Source organism: Succinatimonas hippei YIT 12066 (assembly GCF_000188195.1).
GTDB lineage: Bacteria > Pseudomonadota > Gammaproteobacteria > Enterobacterales > Succinivibrionaceae > Succinatimonas > Succinatimonas hippei.
Genome location: NZ_GL831047.1, coordinates 57,764 through 84,262 on the forward strand (window position 1 = coordinate 57,764; position 26,499 = coordinate 84,262).

General features: G+C 40.8%; 23 protein-coding genes and 1 pseudogene. 13 read left to right on the forward strand and 11 right to left on the reverse strand.

Annotated features, from left to right (window positions below; translation table 11 throughout):
- Position 1: 1 nt before the first annotated feature.
- The 5 genes from HMPREF9444_RS08120 to otnK are packed head-to-tail and all read right to left on the reverse strand — an operon-like array spanning position 2 to position 4,423.
- Positions 2-1,033 carry a DctP family TRAP transporter solute-binding subunit gene (locus HMPREF9444_RS08120; RefSeq protein WP_009143937.1) on the reverse strand — a complete coding sequence of 344 codons (1,032 nt, stop codon included), beginning with the start codon at positions 1,031-1,033 and terminating at the stop codon, positions 2-4.
- A gap of 18 nt (positions 1,034-1,051) precedes the next feature.
- On the reverse strand, positions 1,052-1,723 hold the full coding sequence (locus HMPREF9444_RS08125) for an aspartate/glutamate racemase family protein (RefSeq protein WP_009143938.1): 672 nt from the start codon (positions 1,721-1,723) through the stop codon (positions 1,052-1,054).
- A 9-nt stretch (positions 1,724-1,732) separates the two neighbouring features.
- Positions 1,733-2,518 (reverse strand): hydroxypyruvate isomerase family protein, encoded by a 786-nt coding sequence (locus HMPREF9444_RS08130; protein ID WP_009143939.1) that lies wholly within the window; start codon positions 2,516-2,518, stop codon positions 1,733-1,735.
- Between the two features lie 7 nt (positions 2,519-2,525).
- A complete protein-coding gene (gene otnC / locus HMPREF9444_RS08135; protein ID WP_009143940.1) occupies positions 2,526-3,155 on the reverse strand; it encodes a 3-oxo-tetronate 4-phosphate decarboxylase in 630 nt (209 codons plus the stop codon).
- 2 nt (positions 3,156-3,157) lie between these two features.
- A complete protein-coding gene (gene otnK / locus HMPREF9444_RS08140) occupies positions 3,158-4,423 on the reverse strand; it encodes a 3-oxo-tetronate kinase (RefSeq protein ID WP_009143941.1) in 1,266 nt (421 codons plus the stop codon).
- Positions 4,424-4,632: 209 nt separating this feature from the next.
- Between otnK and HMPREF9444_RS08145 the strand changes: the two genes are divergently transcribed.
- A complete protein-coding gene (locus HMPREF9444_RS08145) occupies positions 4,633-5,391 on the forward strand; it encodes a DeoR/GlpR family DNA-binding transcription regulator (RefSeq protein ID WP_009143942.1) in 759 nt (252 codons plus the stop codon).
- Between the two features lie 60 nt (positions 5,392-5,451).
- Here the strand turns inward: HMPREF9444_RS08145 and HMPREF9444_RS08150 are convergent, their stop codons facing one another.
- The 3 genes from HMPREF9444_RS08150 to HMPREF9444_RS08160 form a co-directional block, all read right to left on the reverse strand.
- A complete protein-coding gene (locus HMPREF9444_RS08150) occupies positions 5,452-6,627 on the reverse strand; it encodes an L-rhamnonate dehydratase (protein ID WP_009143943.1) in 1,176 nt (391 codons plus the stop codon).
- Positions 6,628-6,778: 151 nt separating this feature from the next.
- Entirely contained in the window at positions 6,779-7,039 is a 261-nt protein-coding gene (locus HMPREF9444_RS08155) for an HPr family phosphocarrier protein (protein ID WP_009143944.1), read from the reverse strand.
- 140 nt (positions 7,040-7,179) lie between these two features.
- Positions 7,180-7,464, reverse strand: coding sequence for an integration host factor subunit alpha (locus tag HMPREF9444_RS08160; RefSeq protein ID WP_009143945.1), 285 nt, complete (start codon positions 7,462-7,464; stop codon positions 7,180-7,182).
- Between the two features lie 405 nt (positions 7,465-7,869).
- Here HMPREF9444_RS08160 and HMPREF9444_RS08170 point away from each other — a divergent pair, with 405 nt between their 5' ends.
- Entirely contained in the window at positions 7,870-8,286 is a 417-nt protein-coding gene (locus tag HMPREF9444_RS08170) for a LexA family protein (RefSeq protein WP_009143947.1), read from the forward strand.
- Positions 8,287-8,428: 142 nt separating this feature from the next.
- Here HMPREF9444_RS08170 and HMPREF9444_RS08175 read toward each other — a convergent pair whose 3' ends face one another.
- Complete coding sequence (locus HMPREF9444_RS08175) at positions 8,429-9,019, reverse strand: DUF4143 domain-containing protein (protein WP_009143948.1); 591 nt, start codon at positions 9,017-9,019, stop codon at positions 8,429-8,431.
- Positions 9,020-9,102: 83 nt separating this feature from the next.
- Here HMPREF9444_RS08175 and HMPREF9444_RS11280 point away from each other — a divergent pair.
- The 5 genes and pseudogenes from HMPREF9444_RS11280 to trxB all read left to right on the forward strand — a co-directional run.
- A pseudogene (locus HMPREF9444_RS11280) lies at positions 9,103-9,252 on the forward strand (transposase); the annotation flags it as partial.
- 238 nt (positions 9,253-9,490) lie between these two features.
- Entirely contained in the window at positions 9,491-10,513 is a 1,023-nt protein-coding gene (locus HMPREF9444_RS08185) for an aspartate-semialdehyde dehydrogenase (protein WP_009143950.1), read from the forward strand.
- Positions 10,506-11,171, forward strand: coding sequence for a M15 family metallopeptidase (locus HMPREF9444_RS08190; RefSeq protein ID WP_009143951.1), 666 nt, complete (start codon positions 10,506-10,508; stop codon positions 11,169-11,171). Before HMPREF9444_RS08185 ends, HMPREF9444_RS08190 begins: the two co-directional genes overlap by 8 nt.
- A gap of 162 nt (positions 11,172-11,333) precedes the next feature.
- Positions 11,334-11,828, forward strand: coding sequence for a hypothetical protein (locus HMPREF9444_RS08195; protein WP_009143952.1), 495 nt, complete (start codon positions 11,334-11,336; stop codon positions 11,826-11,828).
- 8 nt (positions 11,829-11,836) lie between these two features.
- Positions 11,837-12,784: a thioredoxin-disulfide reductase gene (trxB, locus tag HMPREF9444_RS08200; protein ID WP_009143953.1), complete on the forward strand. Its 948-nt coding sequence runs from the start codon at positions 11,837-11,839 to the stop codon at positions 12,782-12,784.
- Here the strand turns inward: trxB and dapE are convergent, their stop codons facing one another.
- Both dapE and HMPREF9444_RS08210 read right to left on the reverse strand, forming a co-directional pair.
- On the reverse strand, positions 12,785-13,939 hold the full coding sequence (dapE, locus tag HMPREF9444_RS08205) for a succinyl-diaminopimelate desuccinylase (protein WP_009143954.1): 1,155 nt from the start codon (positions 13,937-13,939) through the stop codon (positions 12,785-12,787).
- 60 nt (positions 13,940-13,999) lie between these two features.
- On the reverse strand, positions 14,000-14,644 hold the full coding sequence (locus HMPREF9444_RS08210; RefSeq protein ID WP_009143955.1) for a hypothetical protein: 645 nt from the start codon (positions 14,642-14,644) through the stop codon (positions 14,000-14,002).
- 499 nt (positions 14,645-15,143) lie between these two features.
- Here HMPREF9444_RS08210 and HMPREF9444_RS08215 point away from each other — a divergent pair, with 499 nt between their 5' ends.
- The 6 genes from HMPREF9444_RS08215 (at position 15,144) to pyrD (ending at position 26,491) form a co-directional block, all read left to right on the forward strand.
- On the forward strand, positions 15,144-16,289 hold the full coding sequence (locus HMPREF9444_RS08215; RefSeq protein ID WP_040909443.1) for an efflux RND transporter periplasmic adaptor subunit: 1,146 nt from the start codon (positions 15,144-15,146) through the stop codon (positions 16,287-16,289).
- 1 nt (position 16,290) lies between these two features.
- Complete coding sequence (locus HMPREF9444_RS08220) at positions 16,291-19,431, forward strand: efflux RND transporter permease subunit (RefSeq protein WP_009143957.1); 3,141 nt, start codon at positions 16,291-16,293, stop codon at positions 19,429-19,431.
- Between the two features lie 360 nt (positions 19,432-19,791).
- Positions 19,792-20,571, forward strand: a complete 780-nt coding sequence (locus HMPREF9444_RS08225) for a ProQ/FINO family protein (RefSeq protein ID WP_009143958.1) — start codon at positions 19,792-19,794, stop codon at positions 20,569-20,571.
- 14 nt (positions 20,572-20,585) lie between these two features.
- On the forward strand, positions 20,586-22,688 hold the full coding sequence (locus HMPREF9444_RS08230) for a carboxy terminal-processing peptidase (RefSeq protein ID WP_009143959.1): 2,103 nt from the start codon (positions 20,586-20,588) through the stop codon (positions 22,686-22,688).
- Between the two features lie 55 nt (positions 22,689-22,743).
- Positions 22,744-25,359 carry an aminopeptidase N gene (gene pepN / locus HMPREF9444_RS08235; RefSeq protein WP_040909428.1) on the forward strand — a complete coding sequence of 872 codons (2,616 nt, stop codon included), beginning with the start codon at positions 22,744-22,746 and terminating at the stop codon, positions 25,357-25,359.
- A gap of 106 nt (positions 25,360-25,465) precedes the next feature.
- On the forward strand, positions 25,466-26,491 hold the full coding sequence (pyrD, locus tag HMPREF9444_RS08240; protein WP_009143961.1) for a quinone-dependent dihydroorotate dehydrogenase: 1,026 nt from the start codon (positions 25,466-25,468) through the stop codon (positions 26,489-26,491).
- Positions 26,492-26,499 lie beyond the last annotated feature (8 nt).

Below are 26,499 nucleotides of genomic sequence, written 5' to 3' on the forward strand. Positions count from 1 at the left end.
GTTAGTCCTCAAGATAACCTTTGGTAAAAAGTTCAATAACGTCTTTACCGATAGACGGTTCGAACTCGGCGTAAATACCTTGGCATTTTTCCTTAAAGGCATTCTTTTCTTCTTCGGTCAGTTCAGTGAAAATTACACCTTTTTTCTTTAGATCTGCGATGATTTGACCTTCGGATTCAGCCAAGTAGTCATTGGCCCACTGCAAAGCTTTGTCGGCAGATTCGCGTACAATACGCTCTTCTTCGTCAGTTAAGCTTTCAAGAGTGGCAGAGCTCATGATCCAAATAGTGGTATCGCGAACGCCATCCCACAAAGTTACGTATTTTTGAACTTCATCAAATTTTGATGAGGCATACACGGCAATCGGGTTTTCCTGTCCGTCGATAGCACCTTGCTGCAAAGATGTATAAACTTCAGAGAAATCCATTGCAGTAGGGTTGGCGCCGAAATAAGTACGGTATAGTGAAATGAACACATTAGCACCGGGAACGCGGATGTTCATGCCGATGAGATCATCAGGAGTCTTGATCTCTTTCTTGGAGTTGGAGATCTGACGAGATCCAGCGTTATGAATACCAAGGTTTTCGGTTTCAATGGCATTACACCACTTGTTGACTTCATCCTTAACCTTCTGGCTGTGGCAGAATTTTAAGAGGTTGTCCTCAGTTGGGAACAAGAACGGTAGCCAGAATGCATAGAAGCGCGGATCGTAATTGGCAATGTTTGCCGGAGCACAGGCGTGGATGTCAATGTTTCCGGTTTGAGTCAACTCAATGGCTTTAGTCAAATCACCGCCTGATAAACCGCAATTGGTGAAGATTTCAACACGCATTTTACCGTTAGAAGCTTCTTCTACATATTTTTTAAATTGCTGAGCAGCTAAGTCGGAAACCGAGTTAGGAGCCTGGGTATGTGAGAAGTTGATTACGGTTTGACGTTCAGTTTTGTCGCAACCCGATAATGAAAGAGCTAAAGTTGCCGCGGCAACGCCGGTCAGAACAGCTCCTGTAATTCTTGTAAATAATGATTTCATGTATTAAAGCTCCTTTATTTACATGAGTCCTTTGGCTTCCATAGCACGGCGTAAAGCGATGGCACCAAAGCGCGGACTTGAAAGTACCGGCTTACCGATAATATCGGCTATGTACTGCTCACAATAGGCCATAGATCCTTGAGCAAACAAAATCACATCAACTTTGTCAGCGATTTCTTTTGCGTATTTAGTCATGAGTTCTCTGAACTGGTCAGGATTCAAACCGAAGCCGCCTTCAACCAAAGCGTCAACCATTTCAACATGCTTTCCCATCTCGCGGGCAACGCGCAAAACAGTATTCTTGGTAGGGTTTAAAGTGGAAGAAAGGGTAGCCATAACGCCGATACGCTGGCCTTGACGGACAGCTTCACGACACATTTCTTCATCGATTCTGACGATAGGAACACCGGTGTAGCGTGCCAAATCCTGACAAGCGTCAGCAACTTCACCTACTGAAGAGCAGATGTTAAGAATGCCGTCAACGTTCTCTTCTACTGATTCCATGAACATCTTGACAAGACGTGCGGCTGGTTCTTTAGTAACATAGCCTATTTTGGCAACTTCGGCGATAATAGTCGGATCCTTATGGGAAACGATTTCAGTATCAGCCGGAAGCTGAGATTTTACTTCGCGCTCTACAAGCTCAATTAGTTCCGGAGTAACTCCGGTGTAGACTAAAGATACTTTCATATATGCTCCTTAAGCAGGTTTTTTAAGATAAGGTGATAAGAAGGTAAGACCTTCTTCGGTAATGCCTTGAGGGTTGTACTCGCAGCCGACAAAGCCTTCGTAATTCAGATCGTTTAAAAGTTTCAGGCAGTAAGCTCCGTCAAGCTCGCCGTGATCAAACTCATGACGATCGGGAACTGAGGCAATCTGCACATGTCCGACTTTGGCGATATTGTCCTTTAAGAATTTGGTTATGCCTCCGTCAACCATTTGGGCATGGTAAAAATCAAACTGTACTTTGACATTGTCAAGGTTTACTTTGTTGACAAAAGCCAAAGTTTCATATTGGCTTTTGTATAAATAGTCAGGTTTAACTTCCGGACATAAAGCCTCAAGAGTAACCGTTATTCCGTGAGGCTTTGCCTGTGCTGCAGCGTATTCAACGCTTTTGGCAAGCGCATCGTATGCCGCTTCTTTAGTAAAATCTTTAACAACGGCTGACATGACATGTACGGTTTTGCATCCGGCGAATACCGCATAGTCAAGAGCTAAGTCAATGTCTTCTTTGGCGTCATTAAATCCGCCGGGAATTGCGGCGCGTCCCCATTGACCGTTAGCTGTATCGCCGCCTTTGGTATTGAAAAGAGCAAGTTTAAGACCGTTGTCATCGAGCAGTTTTTTAAGATCTGCTTTGGCAAGTTCATAAGGCCATAACATTTCAACAGCGCTAAAACCGGACTTAGCTGCTTTTTCAAAGCGCTGTGAGAATTCGACCTCTTTGAACATCATGGTTAGATTTGATGCAACTTTAAACATGATTCACCTATAACAGCTCTTTGATATCGGCATCAGTGAGATAACGGATATTGCTGCCTTTTGTCAGAAAATAAAGCTTGCAGCTTTCTTCAAGTTCTTGGGCATTGTTTAAAGCGTCGTTCATATCTTTGCCGCCGACAACCATACCGTGGTTGGCAAGCAGGAAAGCCTTGTTTCCGGCACCGACTTTGCTGATGTCATCAGCAATTAATGCAGAACCGGGTTTTCTGTACGGAGTTACGATAACTTTACCAAGCCGCATTACAAGATAAGGGGTCATCGGCTTAATCGCATTCATCGGATCAAGTCCGTCAAGGCAGGCATAAGCGGTACTGTAGCTTGAGTGCAGATGAATAATGGCTTTGACGCTCGGATTTACTTTGTATAACGCGATATGGAACGGAACTTCTTTTGTCGGTTTTTTCCCTGAAAGCAAAGTGCCGTTTGCATCAACTTTTGATAATTCGTCAATATTAAGATGACCGAGTGAGCATCCTGTAGGGGTAACGATAAAGTTGCCGTCAGGCAATGCTACGGACATATTACCGGCAGCGCCGTTGGTAAGACCTCTTTCAAACAAGATCTTGCCGGCACGGGCCAGATCTTCTCTTAATTCTTGTTCGGTTTTTTCACTCATGATTAAAATTTTCCTTGCGCTTGGTTAAAGAAATCGATTTCGCCGAAGTTGCCTGATTTAAGAGCAAGAGAAATATCCTCATTGACAGCTTTTACCCAAGGTACGCCGGGAGCGATGGTAGGACCTATATAAAATCCTTTTACCTTAAGAGCTTTGGTGACTTGGCCTGAAGTTTCTCCTCCTGCGATGATGAATTTTTTAAATCCGGCTTCTTTAAGTTTTGCACTTAACTTATAGAAGAAGTTTTCAATGGCAAGACTTGAGGCTTTGGCTCCGTATTCTTTTTGAATTTTGGCTAAAGCTTCGGGATTGGCGGTAGCATAAATAAGGGGAGCTTTTTCTTTGCTGTTTTCTACAGCCCACTTGCAGACTTCATTTGCATACTCATCAGTCTTTTCATCGGAAATAACGCATTTTTCGATATTGACAACAAATGACGGAGCACTTTCTTTATATTTTGCAACCTGAGCGTTGGTCATTGCAGAGCAGGATCCGGAGAGAACTATGGTCTTTTCATAGTTGGGTCTGCCTTTGTTTTGAGCTTCTTTTACGTCTTGAGATGAAGTCAAAAGTGCTTTTGCAAGCCCCATGCCAAGACCTGAGCCGCCGGTTACTAAAATCATATCTTTAAAAGCTTCGCCTTGAGTGTAAAGGTCAGCATCGTCAATGGCGTCAATTACAGCTCCGTTATAGCCTTCGTCCTTTAATTTTGCTATGGCATCAAGTATGGCTTTTGATCCTGTTTTTACGGTTTTATCGTTGACAAGTCCGCATTTTATGGAGCTTTGCATTTCTACAAGACGCATGACGTTGCTGTCGTGCATCGGGTTAACCGGATGGCTTTTCATCGGTGATTCATGCAGAGGAAGCCCCTTGACGAAAAGATAACCGTTAAACAGCTCGCGTCCGTTAACCGGTAGAGCCGGAGAGAAAATGGTGAAATCGGTATTAAGTTCTTTCATTAAAGCTTCGGTAACGGGACCGATGTTGCCTTCTTCGGTACTGTCAAAAGTTGAGCAATATTTAAAGAAGAAATTTTTGCAGCCTTGGCTTTTTAAATATCTTGCGGCAGCAACGGAGTCTTTTATTGCCTCTTCCTTAGGGCAGGAACGGCTTTTAAGACTTATTACTACTGCATCGGCATCAGGAGTAGGATCGGAAGCTTCCGGTACCCCGATAAGCTGAATGGTGGACATTCCTTCTTTAACTAAGAAGCTAGCAATATCGGTGCCGCCGGTAAAGTCATCTGCAATTACGCCTAAAATCATAAAGCTACCTTTGTTTAATTTTGTTAAAAAAACAATCACACAACATACTATTTTGAATTTTAATGTTACATTTTGTTAAATTGTGTGAGTAACAACGCATTTTGTGAAATTTTTTAACAAAATGTTAAAAATATTAGGGAAATAACAAGGCTTCTTATATAATTTATAACAATAGTGTGAATTTTTGTGAACCAAGAGTAAAACTTGTTATGATCCCGATTGAACGACGCCAAGCGATTTTAAAAAGCCTGCAGCAGGAAGGAATAGCCAGAATTAATACTCTAGCCGAAATCCTTAATGTGTCGCATATGACGGTACGGCGCGATTTACAGAAACTTGAGGAAGAAGGTCTTGTCGTACAGGTTTCAGGAGGCGTCCAGGCCGCCAAGCGTCTGCACATAGAACCTTCTCATCAGGTTAAAGAAAATCTGATGAGCGAAGAGAAAAAAAGGATTGGTAAAAAAGCTTCTGCAATCATTCCTAAAAATTCATGTATTTATCTTGATGCCGGCACTACCAGCCTTGCTTTGGCCAGATTTATAGCCGACAGAAACGATTTGACCGTAGTAAGCAATGATTTGGCGGTAATGGATTATTTGGCGCTTAACTCAAAAAGTACTCTTATCATGACAGGCGGCATAGTTCGTACCGAAAATTTGTCCACGGTAGGGCATTTGACGTCTAAAATGATTTTAAATTTATCCTTTGATATTGCTTTTATGTCGGCTTCATCTTGGGATTTACGCGGTATTACAACGCCAGATCCGGATAAGGTTCCGGTTAAGGAGGCTGCTGTACAGTCGGCAAATAAGGCCGTACTTATCTGTGACTCGTCAAAATATGCACAGTATGCAACATATCTTGCTGTACCGCTGGATAAAATTGATATGTTGATAAGTGACGTTAATTTATCGGAGCTTGCCCAAAGAAGCTTAATTAAACAGGGGATTGAGCTAAGTTTAGTGTAATGGTTACTGTTAATAGATTTAAATGAATCACCGCGCAATTTAAATGCGCGGTAATATTTTTTACTCAATGATATTGAATTTATCAATATAGTCAGTGTTAAGGGTAATGCCTAATCCTTCAATATCGTCACTAAGCTCAAGATAGCCGTTTTTAGGCAGCGGATCGCCTTTGAAAATATAGTAGAAAAGCTCATTTCCCACTTCGACGTTGTATACGGGGAAGAATTCCGAAATAGGGGAAGCTGTAGTAGCCATGCAGACATGGTAATTGTGCATCATACCCGAATGCGGAATAACCGGTACTTGGAAAGCCTCAGCTAAATGATTAATCTTTTGTGCGATAGTAATGCCGCCGACCCGATTGGTGTCATATTGAATGACATCAATGGCTTTTCTTTCTAATAAATCTTTAAAGCCGAAGAGGGTGAATTCATGTTCGCCTCCGGCTATCGGAATAAGGTTCATCGCTTTAAGCTCGGCATAACCGTCAATGTCATCGGGGATCACCGGCTCTTCAATCCAGCGCAGGTTATATTCGGCAAGAATAGGCAGCATGCGTTTTGCATACTCAAGCGTCCAGCCCATATAGCACTCAACCATAAGGTCAATGTCAGGACCTGTAAGCTCTCGCAGGGCCTTTATCTGCTCAATGTTTTTGCGCATGCCGTAGGGGCCGTCTTTAGGTCCGTAGCCGATGCGCATCTTCATTGCGGTAAATCCTTGCTCAATATAGGTTTTTGCTTCAGCTAAAAAGGCGTCCAAATCATCGTTGGCATAAAGTTTTGAAGCATAGCACCACAGTTTTTCTTTGGTTCTGCCGCCTAATAATTTGAATACCGGTTTATGCTCTTTCTTGCCTTTTATATCCCAAAGAGCAATATCGATTGCGGAAATGGCGGCCATGCCGATACCTTTGCGTCCCCAAGCGATGGTGGAGCGATACATTTTCTGCCACAGGTATTCATTATCGTAAGGATCTTCACCTATGATTTGCGGAGTAAGGTAAGTATCAATGATTTCTTTGGCAATGCGCGGGGCAAGAGCGCAGTTGCCGATACCGACAATACCGTCTGAGGTTTCCACTTCAACCACCAGCCAGCCGTGGAATCTGAAAGTGGCCATGGTTTCGGCTTTGGCATAAAGAATATCCATGGCGCTTCCTGAAAAGTGCGGACGCGGTTTATCGACTTCGCCTTTCCATTCATAAACTTTGGCACGGACTGCTGTGATTTTCATAGAAACTCCTTAATATCTTGTCGTTTTTTAGAAGTCTATGAAAAATAAAAGATAAAAAGTGCGAAATGCTTCAAACGTTGGGATGTTGAGGTGGATTACACAGAATAAAAAAAAGAGAAAGCTAAGGCACACACAACCTTAGCTTTTGATATCAGAGGTATTCGTTAAAACATTTCTGCATGCCTTGAGCAGCTTCTGCTTCGTCTTCTCCTTCACACGAGACGACTACTTCTGCACCGTAGCGGATCCCAAGACCCATCAGTGCGAAAATTCCTTGTTTTAACGCGATTTTTTTGCCGTTTGATTCAATAAAAATAGTTGATTTATAACCGTGAGCCGCTTTGATGATGGCTCCTGCAGGACGGGCGTGAACTCCGTCGCGATCTTTAATTGTGTACGTAAATTGTTGCATGATGTTTTGGAAAACTATGAGTTTATAAAAACAAAAACTAACATTGCCTTAACGGCAATGCTGTTGATATTTTAATAAAAAATGCTTAAAGATGTCGATAATGCAGCAAGACAGGGTGAAAAACCCTGTCTTGTCTCAATTTAAGATTGAGAAATGCGGTCACGCAATTTTTGTCCGGCTTTAAAAGTAGTAACTCTGCGTGGAGCAATAGTTACTTCTTGTCCGGTTTTAGGATTACGGCCCGGACGGGCAGTTTTCATTTTAAGTTCAAAGTTACCAAAACCCGTAAGCTTAACAAACTCCCCGCGTTCTAAAGATTTTGCAATGCTTTCAAAGAAGTCATCAACAAAACTCTGTGCCCTAAATTTAGGGAAATTGTATTTAGTTACGAGCCGTTCGGTAATTTCAGCTCTGGTTAAAGCCATAGTCTAGTTTCACCTTGTAACAACAAATAAATTTATAAAAGGTTTCTATGATAGATGCGTTATATTGATAAAAACTCTACAGCTTTGTCCGTAGGTGTGCATAAGCACCAAAATGCGGATAAGAGTCATCCGCTTCACGAATTTCAGATTATCTGTTTGACAATCTTTTTTGCCGTCTTGATAAGAGTTTTAACAATCGTTAATAATAATTGTTATCGCAATCAAGAAACTGTTTATATGAGATTAATTTTACCGAAATTTTAACGATTTAATAAAATAAAATCGATTTTGTTTTAAAAATGCGAGTCAAAGCTGAATTTTTGCGCCGTTAGTGATTCCGGTAACGGTTTGAACGGTATTTTGCTCTAACTTGAGGCAAAATAAAATTTAGGTGATAAATATAAAATGATAGAAAATAATAATTTTTATAAATTTATCGAAAGGTTTAAGAACAAGGAATTTCCGAGCTTTAATCTTAACTCTTATCTTGAAGTAAATAATCCTTATTCTTTTTGTTTTAGAGTATCTGACGACAGTATGTTGCAATTTAGCCTTCAAAAAGGAGATATCGTTGTTTGCCGGCATGATTTGGAGCCTAAAAAAGGTGATTTAATCGTAATTTATATGAACGGCGGTATGAAAATCTGGAAAAAAGAGGATGATATTCAGCCGATTTTAATAGAGTATTGCATTAAGGTGACCAATCCTCGATCAAGCGATCCGCAAGGGTATTTTGTAGGCGTTGTCTGCTCAATGTTCCGCTCAATTACGAAATTGCAGGAAAAAATAAAGAAAAGAAGAGAGAGTTCATCGCAGAAGTGATTGATTACTCTTGAAGACATTTTAAAAATGACTTCGGCTTTAACACTAATACCAAGGGACGCATGCAGCAAGAGATTCCACCAACGGGATTGCTTTCATCTCCGTCGAATACGGCTGGAAGTTCATTAACTCCCGTTATAGTTTAAAAAAGCTTTTTAAAATCCATTGTTAAAAAGTCTTCAGCGCTGATTCCTCCATCTCCCACAATGAAAGCTGCTTTAGGTTTGAACATTTCTTTAAATTTTTCAAGTCCTGCTGTTTTCTTCTGTGCGTTACTTTTTACTTCGATAGCAATGACAGAACCGTTTTTTCTTAAAATAAAATCAACTTCGTTATCACGTTCACGCCAGTAGAAAACTTCAAAACGGTTTACAAAAGCTTGACTTACTAAATAAGCTCCGATGCCTGACTCAAAGATGCGTCCCCATATAGCTCTATTTAATAATGAGTTTTCAAAGTCAAGCTGGTTGTATACCATTTTAAGCGCGTTATTGTATACCTGCAGTTTGGGGATGCAGGCACGTCGTCTTGCTCTATCTATGCTGAATTTTTGAATCGCGCATAAAAGTCCGCACTCATTTAAAAGGTTTATATAGCCTGCTAAAGTTACACTATTACCGGCATTCTGAAGAGAACCAAGCATTTTATTTAAAGAAAGCAATTCTCCTGAATATGCAGATCCGAGTTCAAAAGTTTGACGAAGCAAAGCAGGTTTGCCTATGGGAGTATCCATCAAAGTATCTTTGTTGATGGTTGATTCAATAATAGCTGATTGTATGTACTGAAAGCTTATTGTCTTTGACGGTGAAGATGACCATGCTCATCCGTAAGCGTAAGTATCCTACCGTTAGAGCAAAGCTGCGGGGCGAGGCGTTATGGTCTTCATCTTATTTTGCTTCATCTTGCGGAGGTGCTCCGATATCTATTATCCGGCAATATATTGAGCAGCAGAAAACGCCGGATTAAAAACTGAGATTCTCCCAGCGATGCTCTCCGCCCTGAAGGATGGGTTTTAGCCGCTGATCTTTTTTTGATAAAATTTACTGATTTAATCAAAACGCCCGTGTTTTGTTTTCATCTTGGCAAATTCGCTTTGCAGGCAATGTATAATGCGCATGAAAATGAATTAAGTATGATTCTTTAATATGAAAGTGATTGAATCTGCTGATTTTAATTTGCGTTGGTTTGGCTTTAGGGAATATTTATGGCACTTGATTTAGCTATTTACGGTTATGACACTGATATCGGTAAATTAGTGATTGAAACTTTAGAAGAGTTGAAGATAGATATCGGCAAGCTTTATCCTCTGTCTCCGCTTGAAGGTGAATTTGATGCCGTTGCTTTAAACGGACGCAATTATATGATTGAGCCGGTTTCATCTTTTGATTTTTCTAAAGCACAAGTTGCTATGTTCTTATGCCCGCCTGATGAGAGTAAAAGACTTTGCGGTATAGCAACTGAGGCAGGATGCATCGTTATCGATAACAGCAGGCGTTTTTCAGGTGATGAAAAGGTTCCTTTGGTTCTGCCGGAACTTAATCCTTATGCGGTAAAAGATGCTCTTGAACGTAAAGTCGTTATTCCTCCGGCATCTGTCAGCGCTGAGCTTGCTTTAAGCTTGTCGGTTCTGCACGATGAGTTCGGAGTGGCAAGAGCTCAGGTAACAGCGCTGGAATCCGTGTCGGAACACGGACGTGCGGGCACTGAAACCCTCGCACGCGAAACTACTTTACTGTTAAACGGCATGGCACTTGAGGATAATGATTTCCCGGCACAGCTTGCGTTTAATATACATACCAGAATCGGCGATTTAAGCGAAAGCGGTTATTCAACTCATGAGGAGGTAGTCCTTCATGAAGTAAAAAGACTTTTAGGCGATTTTGAACGCGGTTTTGATTTTACTTCAATTCAAGTTCCGGTTTTTTACGGACATACTGCCGTAATACATGTTGAGCTTGAAGAAGATGTTCCGGTAGGCGCAGTTGAAGATGCTTTTAATGCTTGCAAGTGGATTAAAGTTGCTGACAAGGATGAGCTTTTAACTCCGGTAACCCATGGCATTAATGAGACTAAGCTGTTAATTACAAGATTGCATGCCGATCCTTCTTCCCGCCGTGCTTTTGATTTTATCGTACTCATGGATAATGCCCGCCGCGGTGAAGCTTATTCCTGTGTGCAGATAGCCAATCTTTTAGGTAAAGAGCTCAATCTTATTGGAAATGATTAGTTCTTTGGAATGCATCGGGCTTGACGAATCTCGTCTGGTGAAGCTTTTTGCTACGGATTTTTTAGCCGACAGCGATGCTGCTGCGGCTTTAAACTTACTTGTGAATAAAGCTTTAAATGACGGTTTTTCGTTTGATATTGCTTCTGCTTATCGTTCTTTTTCGCGGCAGTGCGCAATTTTTGATGCCAAGTGGAACGGTTTAAGACCGGTGCTTGACGAAAGAGAACAGCCTATTGATATCAGCAATTTAAGTGCGGCGGAAAAAGTCGCGGTAATTTGCCGCTTTTCAGCAATTCCGTGTTTTTCGCGCCATCATTTCGGTACTGATTTTGATATTTATTCAAAATCTCTGCTGCCTGTAGGTGAGAAATTAAAGCTTACGGCTTATGAATACGAGAAAGATTCTTATTTTTATCCTTTAGGATTATGGCTTACTGAAAATTTAAATTCTTTTGGCTTTATAAGACCGTATTCAGGTAAAAACATGGGGTATGAGCCGTGGCATATTTCATACGAAGAAAAGGCTCAAAAATATTTGAATGCTTTTTCTTTTGATGCGGCAGTGGCTGTTCTGCTGAAGACTTCGTATCCTTGGGCTAAACCTTGTGTTGATTTTGCAAAAAATAATTATAAGAAAATGCTTGGGATTATATGTTGATTGAACAATCAACAGATTAAATCGGCTTTAACCGGATATATTTTTACCGTTTAAAACTAATATTGGGAAGTAAGACAAAAGTAATTTTTACAGCTAAGGGTAAACTAAGATAAAGCTCTTAAAGTAATAATCAAAGATAAACTTTAATAAAAGGAGTTTAATATGAACTTTAAGACAATTCCCGTTGCTGCTGCTTTGTTAGGCGCTGTTTCTTTATCTTCTTTTGCAATAGCTGCTACTGATAATGTTGATACGGCAGCCGTACGCGGTTTTGATACCGTAGCTTCACGTCCTGCAGCAGATATTCCTCCTTGCCCTTATTATGATGATTTCGGCCCGCGTCACCACCGTATGTTAAGATCTCCTATCATGGCAGAGCGTTACGGTCAGCAGGTTGATGAGATTGACAATATTGAGTCGCAGCTTTTTGTTGAAAGAAAGGTATTAAGAGCTTTAGAACGCGCGGATAATGCCAATGTTCAGGAAATTCGTAAACAGGCACAGACCGTAGCTGATTTAGAATCTCAAAAACATGAAAAAGAACGCTTACTTATGCAACAATTTGTTAAGGACGGCGGTTACGATACTTGCCCTTATTATGATGGTGAATATCATCGCGGATATGGTCCGCGTCATCATCGCTTCAGACATTGGTAGAGTGGCATATGGAACAAAGTGAAATTTTAAACGTTGTAATTATCGGATCAGGCCCTGCCGGATATACGGCAGGAATTTATGCAGCACGTGCCGGCCTTAAGCCGGTGCTTATAGCCGGCTCTGAAGTCGGGGGTCAACTTATATCAACACCGGAGATCGGAAATTGGCCCGGAGAAAAGGATAATCCTTCAGGTTTTGATCTGATGCAAAAGCTTCAGGATCATGCCAAATCTCTCGGTACTGAAATTATTTTCGATACGGTTATTAAAGCAGCTTTAAAAGATAAGGTTAAGACTTTAACTTTAAGCTCGGGTAAAGAACTAAAGGCACTTACGGTAATTGTTGCAACCGGAGCCAAAGCACGTTTTTTAGATATCGAATCTGAGCAAAAATATAAAGGACACGGCGTTTCAGCCTGTGCTACCTGCGACGGTTTTTTCTTTAGGAAAAAAGATGTTGCGGTAATCGGCGGAGGATCTGCCGCTTTTGTAGAAGCTATCTTTTTGGCTTCTTTGTGCAATAAAGTTTATTTAGTGCATCGCCGCCGGGGCTTTAGATCTGAAAATGTGCTTATAGATAAATTTAAAGCTTTGGTAGAGGCAGGAAAGGCAGAGTTTGTACTTGATGCCGTGGTCGATGAAATTAAAGGCGACGGGAATGCCGTTAATGCGTTGGCCGTTAAATTTAAAGACGGAAGCAAACGTGATTTGCCGGTACAGGGAGTCTTCGTTGCTATAGGTCATGCGCCTGCGACTGAAATTTTCAAAGATGAGTTGGAGCTTGATAAAGACGGTTATATCGTTTTACATAAGGAAAACGGAGCTGCTGCAACTTCGTGTCCCGGTGTCTTTGCCGCAGGAGATTGTGCAGACAAGGTGTACCGACAGGCAATAACTTCGGCAGGAAGCGGCTGTCAGGCAGCTCTTGATGCCGAAAAATATTTATTAGATGCCTGATTAGTTTAAAAGGCGCTCTAAGGTTTTGATAAAAATAAGGCTTAGGGCGTCAAGTGATGAAACCGCTACTCTTTCATTAATCTGGTGAATGGTAGCGCTTTTAGGTCCGAACTCTACTACCTTGGCGCCAAGAGGTGCAATAAACCTGCCGTCCGATGTTCCTCCTGATGTTGATAGATTAGGCTTAACACCGGTTACTTCTAAAATAGAATCAGCCAGCGCTTTAGACAATTGTGAGTTTCCGGAAATAAAAGGTAAGCCGTTGAGCTTAAAACGTACTTGGCAGTTAAGTTTGAGCTTCTCTATTTGCTTTTCAACAAATTCTTTTATTGAATCAAAGCTTTCTTCATTGTTAAAACGCCAGTTGCACATAAAGTAGCAGGATTCGGGAACTACGTTTTCTGCACCGGTTCCGCTTTTAATATTAGTCAGCTCAAAAGAGGTTGCCGGAAAAAATTCATTGCCGGAATCAAGCGAGGTGTTTAGTGCATTAATAAGCTTGGCAGCGTCATGAATCGGATTGTGAACGCGTTCAGGGTAGGCGACATGTCCTTGTTTGCCTATGACGGTGATATGCGCGGTAAGTGAGCCGCGGCGTCCGACTTTAATTGTGTCTCCGAAAATCTTTTCAGAAGAAGGTTCACCAACGATGCAAAAATCGGGAATGAGATTTTCTTTTTTTAGTTCATTTGCTACGAAAGGAACTCCGCCTGAAGCATCTCCTTCCTCGTTTGAGGTTACAAGCAGACCAATCGTACCTTGGTGATTGGGGTACTTTTGCACGTATTCACAAAGTGCTTCCGTCATTGCCGCATCGGAGCCTTTCATATCGGCGCTGCCGCGGCCTTGCAGCATAAGTCCTTCTTTTTCATCGTCAATGAAAGTAGGAGAAAAAGGATCGCTTGTCCATAAAGATAAATCGCCGGGCGGTACTACATCGGTGTGTCCGAGAAACAGAACAAAAGGTTTTCCCTGTCCGTGAGTTGCTAAAAGATTTACGGTTTGACTGTTATCTTCTTTATATGATTTAACAGTAAATCCTGCCGATAAAAAGCGTTTTACAAGAATTTTCTGGCAGTCGGCATCGTCAGGGGTAACGGATTTGCAGGCAATTAATTTTTCAGCAAGTGAAATAACGGGACTTGAATGTGACATGAATAAAGCTTTGCGATAATTAATAAGGTTAGACGCAAGGAATAACCTTGCGTCTTAGGGTTAATCATCTTCTGACGGATATTGTAAGAAGAGTTTGCGCTCAAGACGCAGGAACTGATAGGCCTTTGTGTCTTTTGCATTCATCGGATCGTATTTGCCGTAACGGATTTGGCGCAGCAGATCACGATCTTCATCAGAGATGGCGTCGCTTGCTTTAATGTATTGGCGGATAAAGTCACCGGCTAAGAGCTTATCCCACGGGTAAACGGTGGAAATGGAGCGAAGAATCAGCATGGAAAGCGTGTCGACGCTGATAACGCATTTTTCAGATAATTTATCAAGGAAATGCTCAAAGTTATGATAATCGTCAGCATAAGCGTAAAACGGTAGTGAAGAACTTACTGCACCGTCTAAATATTCAATGGTACAGGTGCCATCACCGTTGACGCGGATAAATGCCGGGGTCAATTCGGCTTTGGCACAGTGATCTTTAATTTGCTGCCTGACGCTGTCATCCTCGCATAAAAGCAAGGGCTTTTGGTTCATGAGTGCTAAAACTTCAAGCACGTCATCAATGCCGCAAGTCTCAACTTCTTCTTTAGTAACGAAAACACATAATTGGGCATTGAGCGGATTTTCAGGCGGACGCATTATTTTATGAGCATCCGGCGGGCAATCAGGATGCATTCTTTCAATCTGGGACATGTTCAACTCCTTTTGGTTAAGCCGTATTGTAGCAAAAGTTTGTACTTGATGCAGATAAGAGAAAAGGTAGAGTTTTTATATGTTTATTCGGGCGTGGTATGTTTGCTTGTGGATGCCGTATTTAAAACGAGAGTTGTTTCGCACTTTTACGTACTAATCTGCATTTTTTAAATGTTGCTAAGTCTTTGCTAATTTATTAAATTTAAACCATAGAAATATATATTAAATTTAAGTCTTTTGACAAAAATTATGTTCTTTGAAAACTTAGACTGATTTTAGTTTAGAACTTGATATTTGTAATTATTCGCTGGCGCTATCTTTTGGCATAGATACATTTTTTTATTTTCTGCGGTATTTGTTTTTACGGTGTTTTCTTTGTCTAAGAAACTATTATTGATTAGAAATACATTCTTTACTTAAATCAAATAAGTTTTTGATGATTTTTGCTAAATGCTTAAATTCAGAATTTTTGCTGCAAAAGATGTTAAGAGACAATTGTATGCCGAAGAATGTACAAAAACTGATCTATATCTTTTTAACGGGGTTTTGTTGTCTGTTTGTTAATGCATGTGACACAGATAGAGCGGCAACAGCAATTCAGAATACTGCTGTTTATAGTGTTAAAGCTCAAACCGTACAAATACGGGATGTTATTCAGTCTTTTAGTTTAAACGGGCGTGTTTATGCCTACGCCAGAGCAGATGTCAGACCTCAGGTAAGCGGAGTTGTTAAAGAACGTTTATTTGTCGAAGGTTCTTTGGTTAAAAAAGGAGAGCCGCTTTATCAAATTGATGATGCTTTATATAAAGCGGAATATGACTATGCTAAAGCAGCTTTAAACAAGGCCTCCGATCAAAGAAAACAAGCCTACAGAAATTTACGGCGCTATGAAAAACTTGTAGCACAGCATGCGGTAAGTCGTCAGGATTATGAAGACAGGTTGTTAGACTACGCTTTGTCAGTTGATGATGAAAAATTGGCGCAGGCTGAGCTTGATGAGACTGCTGTTACTCTTGAATATACTAAAGTCAGAGCTCCGATATCAGGAAGGATTGGAAAAAGCAATATTACGGCCGGAGCTTTAGTTACTGAAAATCAAAGTGAGGTTTTAGCATCAATTATTGATTTATCTAAAGTTTATGTGGATGTGCAGCAGTCAGCGTCACAGTGGAGAACTTTTAGACAGCAAATTCTAAACGGAGATTTAGTCAGTAATCACAAGCAAAATGAGGAAGTTATTTTATTTTTTGATGACGGCAGTCAATACCCTATTAAAGGTAAATTATCTTTAACTGAAGTGCAGGTTGATGAAGCATCTGGTAACGTTACTTTAAGAGCGGTTTTTGATAATCCCGAGCAAATATTATTGCCGGGAATGGCGGTTAGAGCACATTTTGCCGGGCCTATAAAAAAAGATGCGGTGGTAGTGCCTGCAGCTTCAGTAACGCAGGATTCAGCCGGGCGTTCTTACGTTTTTGTTATTGATGAGGAAAATAAAGTAAAGCGTCAGGAAATATTCACTCAAGGTTTGTGTGATTTCGGGTGGATTATTTTAAGCGGAGTTAAGCCAGGAGATAAAATCGCCGTTAACGGCACGCAAAAATTGAAAACGGGCATGATCGTCTCAATTGAAGGGGACGCATAAGATGTTAAGTAAGTTTTTTATCGATCGTCCGGTTTTATCTTGGGTTATAGCGCTTTTAACCGTAATTTTAGGTTTAATAGTTCTGCCTTCTTTAAAGCTGTCGCGTTTTCCTGACATTGCCCCGCCTACCATCAGTATTTCTTTGTCATATCCGGGAGCCTCTGCCGAAACATTGGAAAATTCGGTGGCGCAGGTAGTAGAGCAGCAGATGACAGGCCTTGATAATTTGCTTTATTTTAATACGACGGTAAATTCTGAAGGTAATGTTAATGTACGCTTTTCTTTTGATCAGTCGGTAAATCCGGATGTGGCGCAGATGCAGGTTCAAAATCGCTTTGATATGGCGATGTCCAAGCTTCCTGATGAAGTTCAGCAAAACGGCGTACGCATTCGCAAGGTGTCAGAAGACGTATTGCAGAATATTGCCTTTTACACTAAGGACGGATCTTTAACTCAGGAGGATATCGGTGATTTTATCGTTTCGGTTTTGCAGGATCCGATTTCTCGTTTAAACGGTGTGGGCGATGTTAATGTTCGCGGATCGCAGTACGCAATGCGTATTTGGCTTGATCAGGATAAATTGCATTTTTATTCATTAACGCCGCAGGATGTGGTCAATGCGATTGAAGCGCAAAACAAGCAGATTTCAGTAGGTCAGGTGGGAGCAATGCCGGCAGTTCCCGGGCAGCAGCTGAACGTAGTTGTAAAATCTCGCCATATGCTTGAGACTCCAGAAGAATTTGAGAACATCTTGCTAAAAAGTGATGAAATCGGCGGTACCGTTTATATAAAAGATGTCGCAAAAGTCGAGAAGGGGCGGGCAAGTTATACCGTTTTTGCCAACTACAATCATTTGCCTATGGCTTCTTTGGAGATTAATCTTACCGAGGGCTCCAATGCAGTTGAGACCGCTAATCGTATAGCGGCAGAGCTTGAAAGATTGCGTCCGCTTTTTCCTGAATCGCTTGAGTACGTAATTCCTTATGATACCGTGCCCTTTGTTAAAGCTTCTTTGTATGAAGTAGGAAAAACTTTAGTTGAAGCTCTTATTTTGGTGTCGCTGGTTATTCTGCTTTTTTTACGTGACATCCGCTCAACGCTGGTGGTAACTATTACCATTCCGATTGTGTTGTGTGCAACTGTTGTAGTTTTATATTTTTTCGGTTATTCGATAAACACTCTTACCATGTTTGCGATGGTTCTTGCTATAGGTCTTTTGGTGGATGATGCAATCGTGGTGGTGGAAAACGTCAACCGGCTTATTTATAAGTTTGCGCTTACTCCGTATGAGGCAGCCGTTCGCTCGATGCAGGAAATTTCATCGGCTCTTTTCGGGGTCGGTTTGGTGATAGCGGCGGTTTTTGTACCTATGAGCTTTTTCGGCGGAGCTGCCGGCAATATTTATCGTCAATTCTCGGTTACTATCGTAAGCGCGATGTTAATGTCGATTGTTACTGCTTTGGTAGTTACTCCGTCACTTTGCGCTTCAATTTTAAAAGTAAGGCATCGTAATCCGCATAAACGAGCAAAAAAAGGCGTTTTATCTTTATTTGATACGGCTTTTTCACGCCTTACTTCAGCTTACACAAAAAGCGTTAACTTAGTTCTTCACTATAAAAAGACCGTAATGCTGCTGCTTGCCTTTTTATCTGTTGCCTGCGTCGGTTTGTTTAGTATTATTCCGTCTTCGTTTTTACCGATAGACGATCAAGGCATTATGTCGGTCAAAATTACTTTGCCTACCGGATCTACTAATGAAATGACCGAAAAAGTAGGTTATATGGTAGAGGATTATTTTTTAACCAAAGAGAGTAAATATGTAGAAGGTATTATGTTGACCCTAGGTCACGGCAGCGGAGGAGCTTTCGGACAGTCGACGGCAACGGCCAACGTAAAATTGGTGCCATGGGAACAGCGTGAGGAAGATGAAGGCAGTGCTCAGGCCATTTTGGCAAGAGCTAAAGCTTATTTTGATACTATTCCGGACGCTAAAATTACGGTATCTTTGCCAAGTTCGATTCGCGGTATGGGCGGATCATCTGGTTTTCAGGTCAATGTGCAGAATTTAATGGGTAATTCCCATGAGCAGTTTATGCAGGATATTGATGACATAATCGATATTGCCAATGCCGATCCGATGCTCTATAACGTCAGAACCAACGTTCTTGATGATTCAAAACAGCTTGAGGTCGTATTAGACGACAGGCTGATTAAGCTTTATCATCTTGATTCTGATAATGTTAATTCGAATCTATCCATTGCCTGGGGTGGCAAATACGTCAATGATTTTATTGACAGAGGACGCATCAAAAAAGTTTATGTGCAGTCAATGCCGCAATTTCGATCAATGCCTGAAGATTTGTCGCGTCTTTATTTTAAAAACGATGAAGGCAAGATGGTGGGATTTGATTCCATCGGATCTTATAAATGGACTTTCGGTCCGCAGCAGTTAAATCGATTTAACGGAACGTCTTCAATTTTTATCGAAGGAGATTCAGCATCAGGCGTGAGCTCGGGACAGGCGATGGATGCAATTGCCAAGGTTATAAGCTCTCATCCCGGACAGTATAGCTACGCCTGGAGCGGAGCCTCATATCAGGAGCAGCTTACCGGTTCTCATACACAATTCTTGTTTGCCATTTCTGCTCTTATCGTCTTTCTTTGTCTTGCTGCGCTTTATGAAAGCTGGTCGATTCCTTTTGCGGTGATTATGATAATTCCGGTAGGTGCGTTTGGTGCTTTGGGTCTTGTATGGTTGCGCGGCATTGAGAATGATATTTATCTTCAGGTCGGATTATTAACTACAGGCGGACTTGCAGCAAAAAATGCAATTTTGATTGTGGAATACGCACATCAATTCCGTATGCGCGGACAAACTTTGTTAAAGTCTGCAAAACAAGCTGCGGCACTGCGCTTCCGTCCGATTATTATGACTTCTGCAGCTTTCTTATTAGGTGTGATGCCACTTTTGGCGGCAGATGGAGCCGGTGCATCAAGTCAGCAGTCAATCGGAACCGGAGTAATAGGCGGAACTTTGTCTGCTACCGTTTTAGGTGTTTTGATGGTGCCGGTTTTCTTTGTTTGCGTAAGTCTTTTATTTGATGAGAAATTAAGAAAAAGAGCTTTTAAGTGGAAGAGGTAAGGTTAAATTATTTGGAAAGCTGATTTTTTGGTCATTTCAAAAGCATCAAAGCCGACAAAAGATAAGATGCAGCTTTCCAAATGACTTTTTCACTATATTATCGTTAATTTAGATTGATCTTAAAAATAGGATTATGGATAGGTTTTTGTTTAAAAAACTATATGTTCATATTGGAAAGAAATTTTGACTGTGTACGTAATTTTTTTGTCTCTTACTGAAATAAATCTGCTGATATAGAGCTTAATTGAGGTTTTTTTGTGCTTTATGCTTGAATGATAGCGCTATTTCCATGTTTTTGGGTAAAATAGCAGGCTACAGGTTTTTATTTTAGTATACAGATTTTATTTTGAGGTTTATTAAGTGGAAAATCAGGAAAAGAGAATTGAAACTGAAGTTGTAGCTGAAGCACAGACAGCAAAAGCAGATTCTGCTTTGCCGGAGACGGATAAAGATCCGCAGGCTATGCGCCGCGAAAGCATTCAAAAAGCAATAACTGTTCTATGCGAGAAGTTCCCTAAGGCTTTTTCTTTAAAACAAGAAGAAATTAAGCCTCTTAAAATCGGTATCATTAATGATTTAAAGGAAAAAATTAGTGAACTTGACGGGATTTCTTTATCTAAGATCCGAGCTGCCGTACGCAAGTATACATATTCGATACAGTATCTTGATGTGGTGAAGGAAGGAGCTAAACGCGTTGATCTTGACGGCAATGAAGTTTCTGAAGTTACCAAAGAACACGAAGATTATTCTCAGGAGCAAAAGAAACTCGTTTTAGAAAAGCTAAAAGAGCAAAGCAAGCTTAAATTAAAGATAAATAAGCCTAAATTTGCCAAAAATGACAAGAAACCCGGATTTAAAGGCGGATTTAAGCCCAAGAACAAGAAAGTGGTAAGCGAAGTAAGAGTTAAACGTCGCTTTACTTTTACAAAACCGGCTTCTAACGTAAAACCGGTTAATGCACCGGTTCAGGCTAAAGTTGAAGATTTGGTAAAAGGTACTTCCGTTCTCGTTTCAAGCAATAATCGTTTCGTAAAAGGATCGGTAAGCGAAGAGCCGAAGCTGAATACAGTTACTATTACTCTTGATACCGGTTTAACGGTTTGCGTCCCGGTAGCACGTGTGATGCTTAGAAAGGAATAAAAGGATTTGCGAAAGTGCGGAAATTAATTTGTGTCGCGGTTGCCGCGGTTTTATCGTCACAGATATTTGTCTGTGAAGCAAAGCTTAACGTCCCGACAATAGATGATTTGCCAGTACTTTCATTGCAGAACGCTCAAAAAACGGCTTGTTCACGTACGGCCAATTATTTTTTGCGTGCGCACTATAAGCCTGTTGAGCTAAATAAAGATTTTGCTGATGACATTATTGATCAATATCTTTCTTTTCTTGATTACAACAAAAGCCTGTACACGAAAGATGAAATCAGCAAAATTTATCAGAACAGCGATAAGATCCTTGATGCCGTAAGCAAGTGTGATCTCTCTTATCCTTTATCTTTATATAACGATAATCTCAAACGCCGTTTTTTAAAGTATTCTTTTTTTGTTGATTACGTTAAAAATCCCGTAGATGTATCAGAAAAAGGACAAGTAGAGATTGATCGCCGCAAGAGTCCTTATTTTTCTTCTCAAGATGAAATTCGTAAGCAGTGGGTGGCTGAGGTTAAAAACGAATACATCAATCAGGTTTTAAATGATAAAACCGATGAAAAAGCACGGGAGAGGATAAAACGCCGTTATGAGGCGGCTCTGGGCCGTTTAGCTCAAACTACGTCAGAAGATGCTTTTTCGACTTTTGAAAATGCTTTTGCCACGGCAATTGATCCGCATACCAGTTATTTAAGCCCCGAAGACAGTGAAAGCTTTAATGATGACATAAATCTTTCTTTAGAGGGAATAGGTGCTGTTTTGTCATCAGAAGATGAATTTACCGTTATTAATTCTTTAATTCCGGGCTCTCCTGCCGAGCTGTCCAAAAAATTAAAGCCTAAAGATAAAATTGTGGGGGTAAGACAAGAAGACGGCAGCTATGAAGATATTATCGGATGGCGGCTTACAGATGTCGTAAAGAAAGTTAAAGGCAAGAAAGGCACTAAAGTTACTTTGGAAATTGAACGCGGTGAAGGTGCAGGAGCCAAGACTTTTTCTGTTGAGCTTGTTCGCGATAAAATCAAGCTTCAAGAGCGCGCAGCAAAAGGTGAGGTTAAGACTGTTGACGGTAATAAAGTAGGTGTTATTTCTATCAAGAGTTTTTATACCGATTTAAATAAAGATCTTAAAAAAGAAATAGCTAAATTAAAACGTGCTAAAGTAAGAGCCATGGTAATTGATCTGCGCTCAAACGGCGGCGGTCTTTTACCCGAAGCTACTTTATCGACAGGTCTTTTTATAAAGGACGGACCTGTCGTGCAGATTCGAGATGCTGTTGGTAATGTTTTGCCGCAGTATGATGAAGATGCCGGCATCGATTTTGACGGACCTTTGGTGGTTTTGATAAACCGACTTTCCGCATCAAGCTCTGAAATCATGGCAGCGGCGCTGCGTGATTACGGTAGGGCAATCATCGTCGGTGATACCTCATTCGGTAAGGGAACCGTTCAGCAAAATCGACCTCTTACCAGAGTTTATGATTTTTCCAACGCGGATTTAGGATCGATTCATTACACGATTGCCAAGTTTTATCGTGTATCAGGTCTTTCTACTCAGTTAAAGGGAGTAAGTCCTGACATCGCTTTTCCTCCTTTAGTCGATGACAGCGAATTCGGCGAGCGCTCGGAGCCTAATGCTTTGGCATGGGATAAAATAGCTCCGTCTGACTATAAAGGCTTTTTGAATGTTGATGCTTATGTAAACGATTTAACGCGTATGCATGAAGAGCGCATTAAGGATGACGTTGCTTTTAAGATTATGAAAGAGGATATGGCTCGTTATCTTAAGCTTAAGGCCGAAAAATCTTTGTCCGTAAATTTGGAAGATCGTAAAAAATTGCAGCAGGAAGATGAAGCTTATCGTCTTAACGCAGTTAACGCCAGACTTAAAAGTATAGGCAAAAAGCCTATCAAAGATATTAAGGATTTACCTGAAGATTTTGAATTTCCCGATGCACTTTTAGATGAGGCGGCTGCAATTGCTAACGATTTTGCATCTTTAATTGAGCAAAAGCGTTATCTTGCCCGAACCACTCCGATATTTACCCGTTTCTCAGTCTCATCCGTTGCTGAAGATCATAAAGCTTCTTCAGGTATTGACAGACAGTAATACGTTAAAAATTGGCAGAGATTATTCTGCCAATTGTTTCTATAAAGGAAAATCTATGAAAAACAATAACTATAAAGCGGTAAAGCGTCTTGATTACCGTGCTCCTGATTTTACCGCTACCGATATTGAACTTGAATTTAATCTTTCTGATGATTACACCATAGTTAAATCCACGGCTCATTACATAAGATTAACTGAAGATAAAAAAGCCCCTTTGTGTCTTGACGGCGAGGATTTAGAGCTGCACTCAGTATTCGTTGACGGTCTTGTCTGTAAATATACCGAAGAAAAAGGACAACTTATTATTGAAGATGTTCCTGATGAGTTTGATGTCTCAATTGAAAATGTTATTGCTCCGGCGCTTAATACTACCTTGATGGGACTTTATAAGTCATGCGGATGTTTTTGTACGCAATGCGAGCCTCAGGGATTTCGTCGTATCACTTATTTTTTGGACAGACCCGATGTGCTTGCTAAATATAAGGTTACAATCATCGGTCCTGAATCGGGATGCGGCGTATTGTTGTCAAACGGTAATTTGGTGGAAAGCGGGGAAAAACAGGGACGCCGTTATTGTACTTGGGTGGATCCTTTTCCTAAACCTTCATATCTGTTTGCTTTGGTCGCCGGTAGTTTTGATTTGGTATCTGATACTTTTAAAACTAAAAGCGGTAGAGAGGTTTCATTACAGCTTTATGTTGATAGAGGCGCTTATGAGCGCGGTCTGTGGGCGATGGAATGCATAAAGCAGTCCATGAAGTGGGATGAAGACAGATTTAATCTTGAATATGATCTGGATAACTTTAAGGTCGTAGCCGTTGATTTCTTCAATCAGGGTGCGATGGAAAACAAATCCCTTAATATTTTTAATTCCATTTATGTGCTAGTGGATCCTAAGAGTGCTACAGATACAAATTTCTTTAATGTACAAAGTGTTATCGGACACGAATATTTTCATAACTACACCGGAGATAGAGTAACTTTGCGCGATTGGTTCCAGTTGTCGCTAAAAGAAAGTTTGACCGTATTTCGTGATCAGGAATTTTCGTCCGATGTCGCCTCCCGTGCATTGACTCGTTTGCATGCCGTGGATGTGATCCGCAGTGCTCAATTTGCTGAAGATGCAAGTCCAATGGCCCATCCGGTACGCCCTGAAGAAGTTATGGAGATGAACAATTTTTATACTGTAACTATTTATGATAAGGGCGCTGAGGTTATCCGTATGCTTCACACCATAATCGGTGAGGATAACTTTAAAAAAGGTTTGGCTCTGTATTTGGATCGTTATGACGGCAAGGCTGTTACTGTTGATGATTTTCTAAGTGCTATGTCCGAGGCTTCTGCTGTAGATTTAACGCAGTTTACCCGCTGGTACAGCCAAGCAGGAACCCCTGTTGTCACTGCTAAATGGGCGTATGACGCCAATGAAAAGAAGCTTACTTTAGATTTAGAGCAAAAAACCCCTCCTACATTAAGTCAAAAAGAAAAAGATCCGGTAGTAATTCCGATTAGAACTTCGTTCTTAACTGGAGACGGTAAAGAGGTAACTCCTCCTGAACTTTCGGCAAACGGCATCATAATGTTTACGAAGGATAAGGAAAGTTTTACTTTTACTTGTGATGAAGAAGTTCTTCCTGTTCTTTTTAAGGATTTTTCTGCTCCGGTAAAGCTTGATGCGCATTACAGTGATGATGATTATAAGTTGATGCTGGAATATTGCGAGGATCCGTTCATTCGTAAAAACAGCTCAGAGTTTTTAATCAATAATTACGTTAAGGATCATTTGGAGTCAGCGGATAATCTTCCGGTTCCGGCATCGATTATTGAAGCTTTCAGTCATGTCTTATCTGATAAAAACGGTGATCCGCTTTTGACTTGTCAGGTTTTAAATATTCCTCCGCTAAGTGTCTTAACCGAGCTGTGCCATAAGATTGATTTTGATGCGCTGCATACTATAAGAAGCTTTATTGAAAAAGAGATTGCAAAAGCTTTATTTGCTGATTTTTCCAATTTATATGCAAAGACTAAAGCAACCGGCAGTTATGTGTATAACATCAAAGAGATGTCAAAGAGATCACTTAATCATTTAGCGCTTAAGATGATGATTGTTAAGCTTAAGGATGATAAAGACGAAGATAAAGCAGCCGATCTTGTAAGAGATCATTACAAGAAGTCAGATAATATGACAGCGAAGTTATGTGCTTTAACCTTAGCGGTACATTATGATCTTTTGTGTAAAGAGGAGCTTTTAAAAGAATTTGAAGACAAATGGTCTGGAGATCCTTTGGTCTTTGATAATTTCTTTAGAGTTCAGGCAACTGCTCCGTCAGAAGATACGGTTAAAATAGTTCGCAAACTCATGAAACATCCTTGTTTTGATAAGACTAATCCAAATCGTGTACGTGCATTGGTAGGGGCAATGGCTTTATCAAATCCTGTTGCTTTAAATGCTAAAGACGGCAGCGGATATGCACTTCTATCCGAGGTGGTTCGTGATTTAGATAAGGTAAATCCTCAGGTAGCGGCACGTATTTTGACGCCGCTGCTTAGCTTTAAGCGTTTTGATGAGGCAAGAGCCGAGCTTGCGCGTAACGAGCTTTTGCGGATTAAGAGCGAAAAAGATTTGTCAAACGGTGTGTTTGAAAAGATTGAAGCGGCTCTTAACAGTTAACATTTCTTCAATATCCCCGCTAAGGCGGGGATAATTTTTAGTGTGTATAATGTATGTTAATGATGAAAATTTATTCATGTCATTTTGTTTTTGAGGTATAAACCGAATGTCTTTATACTCTTTGTATCCTAGTTTAATTCGTCCTTTAATTTTTTGCCTTGATGCGGAAACTGCTCATTCCCTTACGATAAAAGCAGGTAAGTTTTTGTCCAATGAACCGTTAAAAGCTTTGTTTTCGCAAAAAGTTGAAGATAGACCGGTTGAATTTATGGGCCTTGAGTTTAAAAATCCGTTAGGTCTTGCAGCCGGTATGGATAAGAACGGGGATGCGATTGATTATTTAGGCTCATTGGGGTTTGGCCATTTAGAGCTCGGTACCGTTACTCCGCGCCCGCAGCCCGGAAATGAAAAACCACGTATGTTCAGAGTTCTTGAGGCCAAGGGCATCATTAACCGTATGGGTTTTAATAATAAAGGCGTGGATTATTTGGTTGCAAATCTTATAAAGCGTACCTATAAGGGAGTAGTTGGCGTAAGTATAGGAAAGAATGAGACTACTCCGTTGGAAAGAGCATCTGACGATTATCTTTTGTGCATGGATAAGGTTTACAACTATTGTGATTATATTGCAGTAAACATATCTTGTCCTAACACTCCGGGACTGACGGCTCTCCAGGATGCCGAGCCTTTAAAACTGCTTTTAACCGATCTTAAAACCAAGCAGGATGATATGTTTAAAAAGACGGGGCGCTATGTACCGCTTGTCGTAAAGATAGCTCCCGATCTGAAAGATGATAATTTATCAGCTGTATGCAAAGTGTGTACCGATCTTGAAATTGACGGCATGAACTGTACGAATACGACGGTAAGTCGTGATGTTATTCATGGAATGACTCATGCAAGAGAGTGGGGCGGCTTATCCGGTGAGCCTTTAAGAGAAATGAGTACAAAAGTTCTTGTGAAAGTCTCTGAACTGACAAACGGTAAGATGCCTTTAATCGGCTGCGGCGGTGTAAGTGATGTTATTTCAGCGCGGGAAAAAGTTAAGGCAGGAGCAACTTTAATTCAATTGTATTCAGGCTTTGTATATGAGGGGCCGGCGGTAATTAAAGAGATTGTGGAAAATCTGTAGATTTTTAT

Coding starts and splice junctions, on each gene's coding strand:
- HMPREF9444_RS08120 (WP_009143937.1), bottom strand. CDS start 1,033: ATGAAATCATTATTTACAAGAATTACAGGAGCTGTTCTGACCGGCGTT.
- HMPREF9444_RS08125 (WP_009143938.1), bottom strand. CDS start 1,723: ATGAAAGTATCTTTAGTCTACACCGGAGTTACTCCGGAACTAATTGAG.
- HMPREF9444_RS08130 (WP_009143939.1), bottom strand. CDS start 2,518: ATGTTTAAAGTTGCATCAAATCTAACCATGATGTTCAAAGAGGTCGAA.
- otnC (WP_009143940.1), bottom strand. CDS start 3,155: ATGAGTGAAAAAACCGAACAAGAATTAAGAGAAGATCTGGCCCGTGCC.
- otnK (WP_009143941.1), bottom strand. CDS start 4,423: ATGATTTTAGGCGTAATTGCAGATGACTTTACCGGCGGCACCGATATT.
- HMPREF9444_RS08145 (WP_009143942.1), top strand. CDS start 4,633: ATGATCCCGATTGAACGACGCCAAGCGATTTTAAAAAGCCTGCAGCAG.
- HMPREF9444_RS08150 (WP_009143943.1), bottom strand. CDS start 6,627: ATGAAAATCACAGCAGTCCGTGCCAAAGTTTATGAATGGAAAGGCGAA.
- HMPREF9444_RS08155 (WP_009143944.1), bottom strand. CDS start 7,039: ATGCAACAATTTACGTACACAATTAAAGATCGCGACGGAGTTCACGCC.
- HMPREF9444_RS08160 (WP_009143945.1), bottom strand. CDS start 7,464: ATGGCTTTAACCAGAGCTGAAATTACCGAACGGCTCGTAACTAAATAC.
- HMPREF9444_RS08170 (WP_009143947.1), top strand. CDS start 7,870: ATGATAGAAAATAATAATTTTTATAAATTTATCGAAAGGTTTAAGAAC.
- HMPREF9444_RS08175 (WP_009143948.1), bottom strand. CDS start 9,019: ATGGATACTCCCATAGGCAAACCTGCTTTGCTTCGTCAAACTTTTGAA.
- HMPREF9444_RS08185 (WP_009143950.1), top strand. CDS start 9,491: ATGGCACTTGATTTAGCTATTTACGGTTATGACACTGATATCGGTAAA.
- HMPREF9444_RS08190 (WP_009143951.1), top strand. CDS start 10,506: ATGATTAGTTCTTTGGAATGCATCGGGCTTGACGAATCTCGTCTGGTG.
- HMPREF9444_RS08195 (WP_009143952.1), top strand. CDS start 11,334: ATGAACTTTAAGACAATTCCCGTTGCTGCTGCTTTGTTAGGCGCTGTT.
- trxB (WP_009143953.1), top strand. CDS start 11,837: ATGGAACAAAGTGAAATTTTAAACGTTGTAATTATCGGATCAGGCCCT.
- dapE (WP_009143954.1), bottom strand. CDS start 13,939: ATGTCACATTCAAGTCCCGTTATTTCACTTGCTGAAAAATTAATTGCC.
- HMPREF9444_RS08210 (WP_009143955.1), bottom strand. CDS start 14,644: ATGTCCCAGATTGAAAGAATGCATCCTGATTGCCCGCCGGATGCTCAT.
- HMPREF9444_RS08215 (WP_040909443.1), top strand. CDS start 15,144: ATGCCGAAGAATGTACAAAAACTGATCTATATCTTTTTAACGGGGTTT.
- HMPREF9444_RS08220 (WP_009143957.1), top strand. CDS start 16,291: ATGTTAAGTAAGTTTTTTATCGATCGTCCGGTTTTATCTTGGGTTATA.
- pepN (WP_040909428.1), top strand. CDS start 22,744: ATGAAAAACAATAACTATAAAGCGGTAAAGCGTCTTGATTACCGTGCT.
- pyrD (WP_009143961.1), top strand. CDS start 25,466: ATGTCTTTATACTCTTTGTATCCTAGTTTAATTCGTCCTTTAATTTTT.